Source organism: Billgrantia desiderata, assembly GCF_900108215.1.
GTDB lineage: Bacteria > Pseudomonadota > Gammaproteobacteria > Pseudomonadales > Halomonadaceae > Halomonas > Halomonas desiderata.
This window is the reverse complement of sequence record NZ_FNVC01000004.1, coordinates 86,595-100,022: the sequence shown is the minus strand read 5'-3', so window position 1 is coordinate 100,022 and position 13,428 is coordinate 86,595. Positions and strand designations below refer to the sequence as shown.

The following is a 13,428-nucleotide window of genomic DNA, read 5'->3' as shown; positions in this document are numbered from 1 at the left end:
GCGTGATGTGAGCATGCGGTCTCGACACCCGGGCGTCTCCTCGCCTCTCCTTCGGTTTTCCCGAATCAAGGCAATGACATGCCGAACAGCCAACGCGCAATGCGCCGACCGCATGTCATCGAGTAGGGGAAACGAATGAGGTGGGGGCAGCCTGTTCGGCGTGTCGATATGGGCAGATTGAATCATGCCCTGCCCCGCACTGCATACCGCTGAACCCGTGGAATTTTTTCTGTTTTGAGCGGTACCGAGTGGGTGTTCTTTCTTCACCTGGATAACGATCCCAAGCGTCTCCACCTATGCTAAGGCGAGCGGAACAATAGCTCGCTATCCTAGTTCTTATCCTTATGTTCAAGGAATGATCCAAGGTGAAGGAGACACCGATGAACTACTGGCTGATCGTCAACAAGGCAGCCGGCGATGGCAGCCACGGCGAGTCGTACTGGCGGGGCTATCTTAAGGCGGCGGGTATTGAGGAGCTGCGCGTTCGCGGGCTCAGCGAAACCGAGTGGGAGCAGGAGGTGGCACCCGGCGACCGCGTATTGGTGGCCGGTGGCGATGGCTCGGTAAACCGAGTCGTACCGGTTTGCATCGAGCGAAGCGCCATTCTCGGCGTACTGCCCTCCGGCACGGCCAACGACTTCGCCCGCAACCTGGGCTTGCCTGACGACCCGCTGGAGCTGTGCAGGCTGATGGCCTCGCAGCAGAGCGTGGCGGTCGATGTCGCCTGGCTCAACGGCACGGCCTTCCTCAATGTCGCTCACATCGGCCTTGGCACGCTGCCCGCCCGCAAGGCTTCCCAGGAGCAGAAGCGCCACCTGGGCCGGTTCAGCTACCTGCTGACGCTGGCGCAGCGGCTCGGCATGCAACGCGGCATCCATGGCCGCATCGAGTGCGACGACCGCACCGTCGAGGGCCCATGGCTGACCATTGCCATTGCCTCGGGCGCCTATTTCGGCGGCGGGCATGAGATCCCCGAGGCCAGTATCGACGACGGCATGCTGAACGTGGTGGCGGTGCGGCACCATTCATGGCTGCGCGTGCTGCTGGCTTTCCTTGCCACGCGGCTGCTGAGACAAGCGCCCCGCTCCAACGAAACCGTGGTACATTTCCAATCGCCCCAGTGCCATATTCAGCTGCGCCACGACCACACGGTCACGGCCGATGGCGAAAGCCTGGGTCGCATGGCCAACATCTCGGCCTTTACGCGACACGGTGTGCTCAAGGTAATGGGCAACCGCCTGGTCTCGGGCCGACCGGAAGCTGCTCCCGCCGTGCACTACACGCCCAACGATGCCTCACCCATGGCACGCCCGAACCCCAAGTCGTTCTGACGCAGCTCGAAGTAGATCGCCATGCCCCATCGAAGGCGATTGGGGCGCCGGCCCGACCTCGGCGCAGCGCCCCAATGATAATGAGCATGAATTTCAGCGATATCGAGCAGAGTCAGTTTCAGTGATAGTGCTTGCTGCAATTGGCGATCTCGCGAGCCATTTCGTCATCATCGCAGCGGTCGGCGATGTCGCCGATCGTGACCACACCAACGAGACTCTTGTCGCTCTGGTTGTTGAGCACCACCAGACGCTGCACCTGCTGCTCGCGCATGTTGCGCAGCACGTCCTTCACGTCCTGATCTTCGAAGGCATAAAGCACATTGGTGGTGGCGACACTGCTTGCCTTCTCGTCCGGGCTCTTGCCTTCGGCCAGGGCGCGAATCGTGAGATCGCGATCGGTCACGGTGCCCACGATCCGGTCGTTCTCCACCAGCGGCTCGAACCCGGAGTTGTCCTTGCGCATGCGCTCGGCAACTTCACGAATGGATGCATCGGCACTGCAATAATCGGGACGCTTGGTCATGACTTCACGTACTTGCATGTTCCACCTCCTTCTTAAAAACGGCGTACGGCCGGGGCCGTACAGCTTCCTGCGTGTCATCCTTACTCTTGCAAGGTAGTTACGCGCCACACACGCATCAAAACGATTTCTGTCTTTGTTTATTGCCTTGAGTTACCCACCTTATCCGCGTTGACGGCCTCGCTTCGGCTGCTAGCTTGACTAGCGAAGCCCGGCCCGCCGGCTACCCGCGAACAACAAGGAGAGCGCCATGAAAAGAAGGGAATCTTGCGCCTGGCACTGGCTTGGGGCCGTCCCGCTGATTGTACTTCTCTCTTCACCGAGCCACGCTCAAGACCAGGTGCACGCTCAAGACCAGGTGGAAGAAGACGGCCTCCCCCGTCTGGAAAACACGCAATGCCCCACCGAAGCCCTAGAGTCGCTGGGTGCGACCTGCCACACCTTTCATGCGCCCGAGAATTGGCAAGAACCCAACGGCAATCGGGTTTCCATGCCGGTGGCCGTCATCGAGCCGGAAACCCCAGTTGACGAAGCGCCACCGGTCTTCTTTTTTCCCGGTGGGCCAGGCTACTCTTCACTCGACAACCGGGACTATCTGGAGCAACTGCTCGAGGACATCGGTGAGCGCACCCTGGTAACCATGGATCATCGCGGCTTCACTCACGCCGAGCCAGCCCTGGAGTGCCCCGATTACGCGGCGGTCTCGCCCTATCACAACATCATCCACACGCCAGCCATCACCGCTTCGCTGGAGCCGATGGAGCGTTTGCACCTCATCACGGCGGAGGTGCAAGCGTGCTACCGCAAGCTGGTCGACGAGGGTATCGACGTCAGCCAGTACAACGCTCACGCCGTATCGCGCGATGTAGACGAAATTCGCCAGTTGCTCGGCTACGAGCGCATCGATGCCTTCGGCTCTTCCACCGGCAGCGGCACACTAGCCTCGTTCATCCAGTACCATCCTGAGAGCATTCGCGCCGCCGTCTTCGGCTGGCCCTGGTTCAATCATCTGCGTAACCGCCCGCCAGTCGATGAGCTCTACACCGCCAAGCAGACCTTTACCGACGTACTCGCACTGTGCTCTGCGGAAGATGAGGCATGCCGGGACATGTTGCCGAACTGGATGCAGGCCTTCGACCGGGCTCGGCGTACTCTGGATAGACGCCCCTTCGTGGCGCATGTCGGGCATGGCGAAGACGGTGAGAAAGCGCTGTACTTCGATGGCGCCGCCCTCGTCGATACTCTCTATCTGACGCTGGCCTCCGACTATGCCGAGCTGCCCAGCCTGGTAGCCGACGTCGAAGCCGGGGATTATTCACGGCTTGCGGAGTTCTTCCGCATCGAGGACTACGACCCTGAGCCAGAGGCTCCCGCTTATGCCCTGGGCTACTTCCTCGCGCATGTATGCAGCGACATGGGCAGCAACCGACCCAGCCAGGATGACTCCATCGCTGCCGTACAGCGCGAGCCCGCGGTGCTGGGCTTCGAGCCGCCCTGGCTCTGCGCCTGGTGGGGTGAGGACGGCGACGTGCCAGCCGAACACAACGATCCGCCCATAAGCGACACGCCGGCGCTGTCGATCCATGGTCAGATGGATCCATGCTGCGGCACACGCTGGAGCCAGCACCTGCAGCTCACCATGCCCAACCTGCAGTACGTCGAAATGCAGGCCTTGGGCCACAATCCGGTCAACGAGTGCCGCTCCACGATGATCCAGGCATTTCTCGACGATCCTTACCACCCCGTCGACGCCAGCTGCCGCAACGAAGTCGAACGCGAACCGTGGGTGATCGAGCCCGCCGACAAGACTGGAGCGAATCGCCCATGAACGAGCCAGCGCCCGGCCCCGGCTGGATCCTGCTGCGCGGTCTGGTACGCGAGGCACGCCACTGGGAAGGCTTTCCCGAGCGGCTGGCCCAGGTGCTGCAACAGCCGGCCAGGGCGGTGGATCTTCCCGGCAACGGGGTGCTCTGGCGCGAGGCCAGCCCGACCCACATCGACGGCATGGTCGACGCGCTGCGCCGTGAGTTGAACGCTGCGGGCAGCCGCGGCCCGCACCGGGTACTGGCGATCTCGCTGGGCGGCATGGTGGCGCTGCGCTGGGCGCAGCGTTTTCCCGATGAGGTGGCGTGTCTGGTGCTGATCAACTCGAGCCTGCGCGGCACTGCCCCTTTCTACCAGCGCTTGCGCCCACGGCAATACCCACGCCTGCTGATGGCCCTGCTGCTGCCGCTCAGTCATGAACGACGCGAGCTCGAGATTCTGCGCATGACCACCCGGCTGCAGAGCGACCTGCACGGCGTGGCGAAACGCTACGCCCGCTGGCAACGCGAAGCGCCGGTAGGCAAGGCCAACCTGGTGCGTCAACTGTTGGCCGCCGCGAGAGGGTTTCCCGTACCACAGGAACTGCCCGGCTTGCCGACCCTGGTGCTGACCTCGAAAGCCGATCGGATGGTGTCGTGGCACTGCTCACGGCGCATTGCCGAGCGCTGGGGCTGGCCACTGCAGTGCCACCCCAACGGCGGTCACGATCTGCCGATCGACGATCCTGAGTGGGTCGTCGAAGCCATACGCCAATGGCTCTCCGAGTCAGGTCTGACGGGGCGAACGCAGCAGCCAGGCGGCAAGCGCCACCAGGGGGAGGCCGATGAGCGCTCCGGGGAGAGCACCCAAGCCAAGGCTGACACCCAGCCCAAGCAGTAGCACCGTGCCCCCCGAGACAATGCGGTACGTCCCGGTCGCGGGTGCGACATGCTGCTTGCGGTAGCGCTCGAAGAGCAACACCACGATCATCACCGGCACCACCATCAGCGCACACAGCCCGATCCACTCCAGGCGGCCGATCCAGAACCCCGGCTCGCCCGGCATGCCGGCGTCGATGGGCCAACCCAGGCGCTGTCCCAGCCAGGCGGCCGGCAGCTCGGCCAGCTTGTGCCACAGGTAGAGCTGCAGCCCGAACGCGCCGATCATCGCCATCCAGCGCCCCAGGTGCTGACGCTGCAGAAAGCGCCGTACCGGCGCCTCGAAGAGCACTACCAGCCCTACTTGGAACCACATCACGCCAAGCAGCGCCAGGGTCGGCGGCAGCAGGTTGGTATCGCCTCCCGCATCGCCATTGACCATCGAAGGCGGGTAGCCAAGGGCGACGGCGGCCAGCAGCCAGGCCAGCCCGAACAGCATCAGCGCAGCGCCGGTACGCCGACCGCTGAAACGGCCATTCCACCAGGCGATACCGAGCTGCTGGGGCAACAGCCAGAAGAACAGCGTGTTGATCCAGGCGAAATAGTCGTGCTCCGCGGTCACCAACCGCCCCAGTATCAGCCACTCCTCGAGGGCGGCGGGGCGCGAGCGCAGCAGGTCCACTACGGCGATGGCTGCGATCAGCGCCGCCGCCGACCACAAACCGAAGCGGCGGTCGGCCCAGACGGAAAGCGGCAGCACCAGTTGAACGCCCAATAGAATCAGCAGGAACCACAGGTGCACGGTCAATGAATGATTGAGCGGCCCCAGCACGCCATCACGGGTGAAGAAGGAGATGCCCACAAATACGGACAGCACGGCCAGGTAGGTCACGGTGGGGCGAGCCAGTCCCAGCGCCCGAGTCGCCCACCAGTGCGAGTGCGGGTCACCGGCGCGGTAGCGCTCCCACACGCCTTCCGAGCTCACCGCCGCGGAAACGAAGATGAACAGCGGTACGACCTGCACGATCCAGGTGAAATAGCCTGCGGGTGGCCAGGCATCGAGGATGTGGCCGGTCTCCACCAGCATGCCATTCTCGATTCGTGGCAGTGTGGCAACCCAGTGCCCGAGCACCACGATCAATAGCGCAACGGCACGCAATGCATCGGGATATGGATCGCGTGCGTCACTCATGCCCCCTCCTTCCCTGAACGGTTGGCGAAACGCGCGCTTTCGGCGAAAGCCTAGCGCAAGGCCTTGCATCAGACCACACCGATCGATTCGTATTCGAAGTCGGCCGTGATCGTTGCTACGTTGTGGAAGCATGGCATCGGCATTAAGGACAGGTTCGACAATGCAAGGACTCCGCGCCCTTCGGACGCCCCTGTACATGAGGGTGCGTCGCGCCTCTCTGTTGACGCTCATCAGTGGTTTGCTGGCAAGCTTATCGGCCGCCGCTCAGGCTCAGTCGGGGCAGGTCGGCCTGCCACGCTTCCCCTCCGTCAGCCCCGACGGCTCCGAGCTTCTCTTCAGCTGGCGCGGCGATCTGTGGCGCGCCTCGACGGACGGCGGCACGGCGGTGCGCCTGACGCGCCACAACTACGACGACCTGCATTCCAGTTGGAGCCCTGACGGCGAGTGGGTCGTGTTCGCGTCGATGCGCGACGGCTACCTCAACCTGTGGCGCATGAATCGCGACGGCAGCCAGCTCGCGCAGCTCACTTATGGCGACCAGCACCTGCGCAACCCCAGCATCGGCCTCGACGAGAGCGGCGAGCTGGTGATCACCTTCTCGGGCATGCTCGAGGCCGACGTATACCGCGACCAGCGCCCCTACCGGCTCTCTCCGGAGGGGGGCGAATATACCAGGCTGCACGACGCCTTCGGCTCCGAACCGCAGCTCTCCCCGGATGGCCAGCGTGTCGTGTTCACCCGGGGCGGGGCCTACCACGACTGGAACCGTCGCCACTATCGCGGCCCCGATGCCATGAACATCTGGCTTCATGAGCTCGGCAGCGACGATTTCGAACCGCTGACCGAGCGTGACGGCGACGACGGCATGGCGCGCTGGGTCGACGAGAACACGCTGCTGTTCATGTCCGACCGCGAAGACCAGACCGTCAACCTCTATCGCATGGAGCTGGATGCCGAGCGCACCATCGAGAGGCTCACGCAATTCGACGACCGTGACCTGGAATACTTCGACGTCTCCCGCGACGGCAGTACCGCCGTGCTGCAGGTGTGGGACACCCTGCTGAGGCTGGACCTGGAACAACCCGACGCCGAGCCCGAGCCCATTGCCCTGCGCGCCCCGGACGACGGGCGCGACATCCATAGCCTGCGGCGTATCGACCGCGACGTCAGTGAGGCGGCGCTGAGCCCGGACGGCCAGACCATGGCCTACATCGCCTATGGCCGCGTCTACGTGCGCCACGTCGACGAGCAGAGCCCGACACTGCTGGTCACTCCCGGCACCCACGCTCGCCATCACAGTCTCGCCTGGTCCCCCGACGGCCTCGATCTCTACTTCGTCAACGACGACGACGGCACCGAGTCGATCTATCGGGCGCAGGTGACGCTGACCCGGGACGAAGTGCGCCGCAGCCATGAGCGACAGCAAGCGAGAGGGCGCCCATCGGTACGCCACTGGGACGGCGACCACAACGTCTCGCTGGCTTCGGAAGGCCCCGGTGCTGACCCCGACCTGCCCGACGAGCCTGAGCAGGAGAACGACTACGACCCCGATCTGGCACTGCGCGGTGAGGAGCCCGAAGACCCCTTCGCCCCGCAGGACCCCGGCTTCATTCTGGACCCGGTGCTGATTCCCCAGCCGGGCGATCCCACCGACGTGCCGCCCCCGCCCCAGGAGCCTGCCGTGGAAGTGGAGAGCATCCCCGAGGAGGAACTGGAGGAGGAGCTGCCCGACGATCTGCCGACGGATCGCGACCCGACCCGCTGGCACGACGCCATTCAGTTCGATGTGAGCCCAGTGGTGGCCGAGGAAACCAACGACCGCGACGTCTCACCTTCTCCCGACGGACGCTCCCTGGCCTTCCGCCGTGGGCGCGGCGACCTGGTGATTCTCGACCTGGAGAGCGGCGAGGAGCGCGCCTTGGTCGAGGGTTGGGACAGCTTCATGCAGTGGCGCTGGTCGCCCGACAGCCGCTATATCGCCTACTCGCAGAACGATCTCGACTTCAGCGCCAACATCTTCGTGGTGCCGGCGGATGGCTCGGCGGAGCCGGTCAACATCACCCGTCACCCGCGCAACGACCTGAATCCGCGCTGGTCGGCGGACAGCCGCAAGCTGACCTTCATCTCCAATCGCTCCGGCGAGAACTACGACCTCTACCGTGTCTACCTGGATCGCGACATCGAGACCTACACCCCGCGTGAGCTCACCAGCTACTACCGCAGCGCCCGCGAGGCAGCGCAGGCGCTTTCACCGCTGCCGGTGACGGACGACCGCGACACCGAGGAGGCGGCACAGGACGCCCCTGTGCTCGAGCTGGACGACGCCTGGCGTCGCATCGAGCGAGTGACGGCCACGCCGGCGCATCAGACCGCCAACGAGATGACCCCGGGCGGCGACCGCTACGTCTTCAACGCCGGCGGCGAAGGGCTGGTGGCCATGAACTGGGACGGCAGCCAGCGCACTCGCATCGGACCGCAGGCCAACGTTCAGCATCTCAACATCACCGGCGAGCAGGTGGTCTACATCGTCAACGGCCGGGTCGGCGTGGCCAACCTCTCCGGCAGCGGCTCTCCCCGCTACCTGGACATCTCCGACCGGCTGCGCATCGACCTGCGCCAGCAGTCGCTGCAGAAATTCCACGAGGCCGCTCGCGTCATCGGCGAGAACTTCTATCGCACCGACCTGAAGGGTCTGGACTGGCCCGAGGTGGTGGCGGACTACGCCGCGCTGATTCGGCGTGCGCGCACGCCGAGCGAGTTCAGCGACATCACCAACCGGCTGATGGGCGAGTTGGCGGCGTCGCACATGGGCGTCTCCAATCCGGGGCCGGTATCGGCGCTGCGCGAGCCCTCGGGTCGGCTGGGCATCGAGCACGAGAGAATCGTCTCGCAGCAGGACGGCCGCATCGGCTTTCGCGTCACCGAGGTGATTCCCGAAGGACCGGCCAGCCGCGGCCCCATGCCCCTGGCACCGGGCGATGTCATCACCGAGATCGGCCTGAGGCCCATCGAAGAGAACGAGACACTGCTGGAGCGCCTGCGCGGACAGGTGGATCAGGAGGTCATCGTCACCTTCGACCGTCCGAATGCAGACGGCTACACCGAGTATCGCACCATGCTGCAGACGATAGGACTGACGGAGCTGGCCCGGCTCAAGTACGACGCCTTCCGCGAGGAGAGCCGGCGCCACGTCGAGGAGCTCTCCGACGGGCGGCTCGGCTACCTGCACATTCAGGCCATGAATCAGACCTCGCTGGAGGGTTTCCAGGGCGACCTCTATGCCGCGGCAGAGGGCAAGGACGGCCTGATCATCGATGTGCGCAACAATGGTGGCGGACACACCACCGACCGCATCCTCACCTCGATCATGGCCGGCGAGCACGCCTACACCATTCCGGCCGGGGCCGACCGCGACGCGACCGGCCACTATCCTCAGGACCGCCTGGACGCCCCGCGCTATACGCTGCCGATCAACATGCTGGCCAACGAGAAGAGCTACTCCAATGCCGAGATCCTGGCCCACGCCTTCACCACGCTGGGCCGCGGTAGGCTGGTGGGGCAGCAGACCTACGGCGGGGTGATCTCCACCAACAGCCATACGCTGATCGACGGCGCCACCGTACGGCGCCCCTTCCGCGGCTGGTACCTGCCCGACGGTACCGACATGGAGCACAACGGCGCCATGCCGGACCTGCTGGTGGAGCAGACGCCCCAGGACGAAGTGGCCGGACGCGACCGGCAGCTCGAACAAGCCGTGGCCGACCTGCTCGAGCGCATCGACGGAGAGGAGTAGCGACCGCCCCGGCGCCCAGGGCGCCGGGGCGGTCCGCTATGAATCGCCGAAAGAATACTCCCTCTCCACTCTGGCAATACGCACCTTGTAGGCGGCGTACCACTCGCTGCGCCCGAGCCGCTGGGCTTCGCGATGTTCGACCTGCTGCTTCCAGCGCTGGATCGATTCCAGATCCTGCCAGTAGGAAACGGTCACGCCGAGCTCGTCCCGCGCCGACTCGATGCCCAGAAAGCCCGGCTGCTGGGCGGCCAGTTCGACCATACGCTCGGCCATCATGCCGTAACCGTTGTCTCCCTCGGTGCGAATGGAAGTGAAGATCACGGCATAGTAGGGTGGCGACGGAGTGTTGGCTGGCAAGCTGCTCATGCAATTCTTCTCCCTGGGTTTCACAACCCGACTATACTCGACCGCTCGTGAGTGAACGAGGCGACTCGATCTGCCTCGCCCAGGGAAGGCCATTCAGCGGAGTTCTCATGTACATCTTGCCGACCTCCCCCCAGGTTCGGATCACGCTGTCCTATTTCGTCACCTTCATCGCCATCGGCATGTGTGCCGGCCTGCTGGGGCCGGCGCTGCCGCACCTGGCCGAGATGACGGGGTCGAGCATGGGACAGATCGGTATCCTGTTCACTGCCCGCGCCCTTGGCACCATGCTGGGCTCGGTGCTCTCCGGCGCGCTGATCGACCGCTTCGACGGCCACCGCGTGCTGGTGGCCATGCTGCTGCTGATGGCGGCAGGCCTGTTCGCCGTGCCGTTCTCCCCGGCCCTGATGCTGCTCACGGCCGTAATGTTCCTGCTGGGCATGGCCGAGGTCTCGGTCAATGCCGGCGCCAACACCCTGCTGCTGTGGAATCACGGCACGGCCTCGCCCCCTTGGGTAAGCGCCCTGCACTTCTGCTTCGGCCTGGGCAACATGCTCGCCCCCCTGGTGGTGGTGGCGGTGCTCTACCTGCAGCTCTCCTTCGCCTGGGCCTTCTGGTTCGTCGCGCTCTATGCGGTAGCGCTCTGCGTGCCGCTACTGCGCCGTGCGAGCCCGCGCCCACCGGACGACACGGCAAGCGACCGCCCCGCCCCACCACCCGACGACGGCGTGCGGCTGGCGATCTTTCTGGCGATGTTCGGCCTCTACGTGGGCCTGGAGATCACCTTTGCCGGGTGGATCACCGCCTACGGCATGCTCAACGGCCTGGCAGCGGGCGATGCGGCGTTGATGGTGACGCTGTTCTGGCTGACCCTGTCGGCCGGTCGACTGCTGGCAATCCCGCTGGTGCGGCGGCTGTCGCCGTGGAAGGTGTTGCGCGGCTGCCTGGCGCTGGGCCTGTTCAGTGCACTGGCGCTGCACTTCCTGTGGCTGCCGCTACCGCTGGTGGCGCTGCTGTTCGGCCTGGCCTGCTCGGCCATCTTTCCCATCCTGTTCGGGTTGAGCCATCAACTGATGACCCTCAACGGGCGTACCACCGGCTGGATCTTCCTGGCCAGCGGTACCGGCGGCATGACCCTGCCCTCGCTGACCGGCCCGCTGCTGGAGCGGGCCGGTACCGGCGCCTTCCCCTTGCTGCTGGCCGCCCTGGTCGGCCTGCTGAGCCTGGGCCTCGTCGTACTGCGTGCGCGTGTCAGGCGCAGCGGACACTGACACCGTCTCAGTGGCGCTTGACCCGCCAGATCCGCCACGCCAGCAACCCGATGATCAACCCGCCCAGCGGAGTGAGCACGGCCGCCGCCAGGTACGGCTGCACCTCGACGCCGAGCCCCTTGAGGCTCTCGAGACCCAGCTTGAACAGGCTGAAGATGTAATAGCTGATGACGATGATCGAGAGCCCCTCCACCGCCTTCTGGATCTTGAGCTGGATACTGGCCCGTTCGTTCAGGCTGTTGAGAATGCTGGTGTTCTGCTCTTCGATCTCGACCTGGGCACGGGTCCGCAGCAGGTCGTTCAGGCGGGCAGCGCTCTCGGCCAGGCGCTGCTGGCGCTGATGGATGGCCGCGCAGTAATGCACCGTCGGCCGAAACCGGCGCAGGATGAAGGTGCCGAGGCGCGGGCAGTCGCCGACCCTCGCCTCTCGCAGTTCCTCGATGCGGGAAAAGACGATACGCGCATAGGCTTCGGTGGCGCTGAAGCGCTGGCGCGAACGGCTGCCGCTGCGCTCCAGCCGGGCCGAGAGCTGCGACAGCGCCGTCAGCAGCGGGCGCGGGTTGGCCTCCGCCTGCTCGGCATTACGGTCGGAAAGCTCGCCCAGCTCCACCTCGTAGGCCTGCAGCTCCAGCGCCAGCTCCTTGGCCAGGGGCAGCGAGAGCGAGGCCATCATGCGATAGGTCTCGATTTCCAGCAGGCGGCGCACCATGCGCCCCAGGCGAAAGGCGTTGAGGGCCGCATTGAGCAACAGCAGGCGATTGACGCCATTGTCATCCAGGCGAAAGTCGCCCCACACCGTGGCATCGCCGCCACCCACCTGCGAACCGGCCGGGTCGGCGAAACCGTAGGCCTCGGCGCTGCCCCGCCAGGTATCGTTGCCTTCCGCCAATACCAGGGTGGCATTGATCAGGGTCGCGCTGCAGGCATCCACGACCTGCGCCAGCCAGGCCGGCGGCGCCGGCCAGGGCTCGCCATCAGGCACCTTCGGCACCATCAGGGTGAGGGTGGAGAACTCGGTGTGCCGCTCCCACTTCAGCACCGCCTCATCCAGGGTGACGATCTGCTGAACCCGCTCGGTATCGAAGGCAAGGCCGGTGGTCTCGCTCAGGCTCGCCAGCAGGCCGGCGTGCTCCTCGGCGTCGGCGAGGAAGGCGTAATGGTGGACATGAGCCGGTTCCGCGAAGTAGATCGACGGGCGGGCGTGCAGCTCGTTGTGAAGGTGTTGGCGCTGTGGATGCATTGAAGGAGAGCCTGAAAGGGAGCGAGCCTTGAGACTAAAGTCTGCAGGGCGCTTCGCCAACCCCGCTTTCGGCCCTCACCCACCCTCACTTGGGAGGGCTCAAGGAGCCTCAGCGACCTTCTCCTCCGCCACGCGGCTTTCGGCCAGCGTCTCGAGCGACACCGGCCCTTGCAGGAAGCGCCCCACCCAGGTCAGGGCATTGGGCAGGCTGGCACGCCAAACGCGCCAGGTATGTCCGCCGTTGAGTACTTCCATGGTCACCAGCTCGGGCTGGTACGGGAGCAATGCCTGACGCACGACTCGGGCGTGATGCTCGGCGTTGTAGGGGTCGCGATGTCCGGCACTCAGGTAGAGCGGCACGACCTCCTCCCGCTCCAGGTAGTCGGTCAGGTAGGCGGTGTAGTTGCTGCGCTGCCAGAGTGCTTCGTCGAACCGTCCCGCCGCATCGAGAAAGGCCGGGTGCCGCCACGCTGTGGAACGCCGAGGCGGCAGCGGGTGATAGCTCGCCGGGCTCAGCGCCGCGGCCGCGGCGAACAGCTCGGGACGTTCGAGGATGAAGTTGAGGGTGCCGTAGCCACCGGCGGAAAGCCCGGCGATGGCGCGCCACTCACGCTGCGGTACGACGCGCCAGGCCTGTTCGATGTAGGGCATGAGCTCGTCGAGAAAGGCCGTGCGGGCCGCTTCGTTGTGGCCGTCGATCCACCAGCTCTCGCTGCCGGGCATGACGATGACCATGGGCGGCATACGCCCTTCGCGAATCAGGCGGTCGGCGGTCTGCCTGAGACCACCGCTCTCGACCCAGTCTCGCTCGCTGCCGAAGGAGCCATGCAACAGATACAGGACGGGGTAGGCCTGCTCGCTCTCGTGATAGCCTTCCGGCAGGTAGAGGGCGTAGGGGTAGTCGCGCCCCAGAACCTCCGAAGCGAAACGATGGTAGGTGACCTCGCCGGCCTGCAGCTTGCCCATCCAGAGCAGAGCCAGGCCCAGCAGAGCGGCAAGGGTATGTCTGATCGTCATGGCACTCCTGCTCCTTGTGC

The 13,428-nt window shown here is 65.3% G+C and carries 10 protein-coding genes; 5 read left to right on the top strand and 5 right to left on the bottom strand.

The features are described 5' to 3' along the window. The first annotated feature begins 380 nt into the window (after window positions 1-380). Window positions 381-1,331 carry a diacylglycerol/lipid kinase family protein gene (locus C4S71_RS05740; RefSeq protein ID WP_103968499.1) on the top strand — a complete coding sequence of 317 codons (951 nt, stop codon included), beginning with the start codon at window positions 381-383 and terminating at the stop codon, window positions 1,329-1,331. A 118-nt stretch (window positions 1,332-1,449) separates the two neighbouring features. On the opposite strand, the gene C4S71_RS05735 is transcribed toward C4S71_RS05740, so the two are convergent. Further along, window positions 1,450-1,872, bottom strand: a complete 423-nt coding sequence (locus tag C4S71_RS05735; protein WP_086508188.1) for a CBS domain-containing protein — start codon at window positions 1,870-1,872, stop codon at window positions 1,450-1,452. Window positions 1,873-2,101: 229 nt separating this feature from the next. On the opposite strand from C4S71_RS05735, the gene C4S71_RS05730 reads away from it, so the two are divergent. Then, on the top strand, window positions 2,102-3,679 hold the full coding sequence (locus C4S71_RS05730) for an alpha/beta fold hydrolase (protein ID WP_235014212.1): 1,578 nt from the start codon (window positions 2,102-2,104) through the stop codon (window positions 3,677-3,679). Next, window positions 3,676-4,554: an alpha/beta fold hydrolase gene (locus tag C4S71_RS05725; RefSeq protein ID WP_103968497.1), complete on the top strand. Its 879-nt coding sequence runs from the start codon at window positions 3,676-3,678 to the stop codon at window positions 4,552-4,554. Before C4S71_RS05730 ends, C4S71_RS05725 begins: the two co-directional genes overlap by 4 nt. On the opposite strand, the gene C4S71_RS05720 is transcribed toward C4S71_RS05725, so the two are convergent. Then, window positions 4,441-5,724 (bottom strand): acyltransferase family protein, encoded by a 1,284-nt coding sequence (locus C4S71_RS05720; RefSeq protein ID WP_160113360.1) that lies wholly within the window; start codon window positions 5,722-5,724, stop codon window positions 4,441-4,443. The two genes, C4S71_RS05725 and C4S71_RS05720, sit on opposite strands and share 114 nt — an antisense overlap. A 196-nt stretch (window positions 5,725-5,920) precedes the next feature. Here C4S71_RS05720 and C4S71_RS05715 point away from each other — a divergent pair, with 196 nt between their 5' ends. Next, entirely contained in the window at window positions 5,921-9,517 is a 3,597-nt protein-coding gene (locus C4S71_RS05715; protein WP_235014210.1) for a S41 family peptidase, read from the top strand. Window positions 9,518-9,553: 36 nt separating this feature from the next. Here the strand turns inward: C4S71_RS05715 and C4S71_RS05710 are convergent, their stop codons facing one another. After that, window positions 9,554-9,883: an antibiotic biosynthesis monooxygenase family protein gene (locus C4S71_RS05710; protein ID WP_086508183.1), complete on the bottom strand. Its 330-nt coding sequence runs from the start codon at window positions 9,881-9,883 to the stop codon at window positions 9,554-9,556. 107 nt (window positions 9,884-9,990) lie between these two features. On the opposite strand from C4S71_RS05710, the gene C4S71_RS05705 reads away from it, so the two are divergent. Further along, window positions 9,991-11,151, top strand: coding sequence for an MFS transporter (locus tag C4S71_RS05705; RefSeq protein ID WP_086508182.1), 1,161 nt, complete (start codon window positions 9,991-9,993; stop codon window positions 11,149-11,151). A gap of 7 nt (window positions 11,152-11,158) precedes the next feature. On the opposite strand, the gene C4S71_RS05700 is transcribed toward C4S71_RS05705, so the two are convergent. Together C4S71_RS05700 and C4S71_RS05695 are read right to left on the bottom strand one after the other, a co-directional pair. Beyond that, window positions 11,159-12,391, bottom strand: a complete 1,233-nt coding sequence (locus C4S71_RS05700) for a DUF3422 domain-containing protein (RefSeq protein WP_103968494.1) — start codon at window positions 12,389-12,391, stop codon at window positions 11,159-11,161. 99 nt (window positions 12,392-12,490) lie between these two features. Continuing rightward, on the bottom strand, window positions 12,491-13,408 hold the full coding sequence (locus C4S71_RS05695) for an alpha/beta hydrolase (protein ID WP_103968493.1): 918 nt from the start codon (window positions 13,406-13,408) through the stop codon (window positions 12,491-12,493). Window positions 13,409-13,428 lie beyond the last annotated feature (20 nt).

Bases quoted from the DNA above. Each gene is read 5' to 3' on its own strand.
- C4S71_RS05735 (WP_086508188.1), bottom strand. From the start codon at position 1,872: ATGCAAGTACGTGAAGTCATGACCAAGCGTCCCGATTATTGCAGTGCC.
- C4S71_RS05720 (WP_160113360.1), bottom strand. From the start codon at position 5,724: ATGAGTGACGCACGCGATCCATATCCCGATGCATTGCGTGCCGTTGCG.
- C4S71_RS05725 (WP_103968497.1), top strand. From the start codon at position 3,676: ATGAACGAGCCAGCGCCCGGCCCCGGCTGGATCCTGCTGCGCGGTCTG.
- C4S71_RS05700 (WP_103968494.1), bottom strand. From the start codon at position 12,391: ATGCATCCACAGCGCCAACACCTTCACAACGAGCTGCACGCCCGCCCG.
- C4S71_RS05705 (WP_086508182.1), top strand. From the start codon at position 9,991: ATGTACATCTTGCCGACCTCCCCCCAGGTTCGGATCACGCTGTCCTAT.
- C4S71_RS05710 (WP_086508183.1), bottom strand. From the start codon at position 9,883: ATGAGCAGCTTGCCAGCCAACACTCCGTCGCCACCCTACTATGCCGTG.
- C4S71_RS05715 (WP_235014210.1), top strand. From the start codon at position 5,921: ATGAGGGTGCGTCGCGCCTCTCTGTTGACGCTCATCAGTGGTTTGCTG.
- C4S71_RS05695 (WP_103968493.1), bottom strand. From the start codon at position 13,408: ATGACGATCAGACATACCCTTGCCGCTCTGCTGGGCCTGGCTCTGCTC.
- C4S71_RS05740 (WP_103968499.1), top strand. From the start codon at position 381: ATGAACTACTGGCTGATCGTCAACAAGGCAGCCGGCGATGGCAGCCAC.
- C4S71_RS05730 (WP_235014212.1), top strand. From the start codon at position 2,102: ATGAAAAGAAGGGAATCTTGCGCCTGGCACTGGCTTGGGGCCGTCCCG.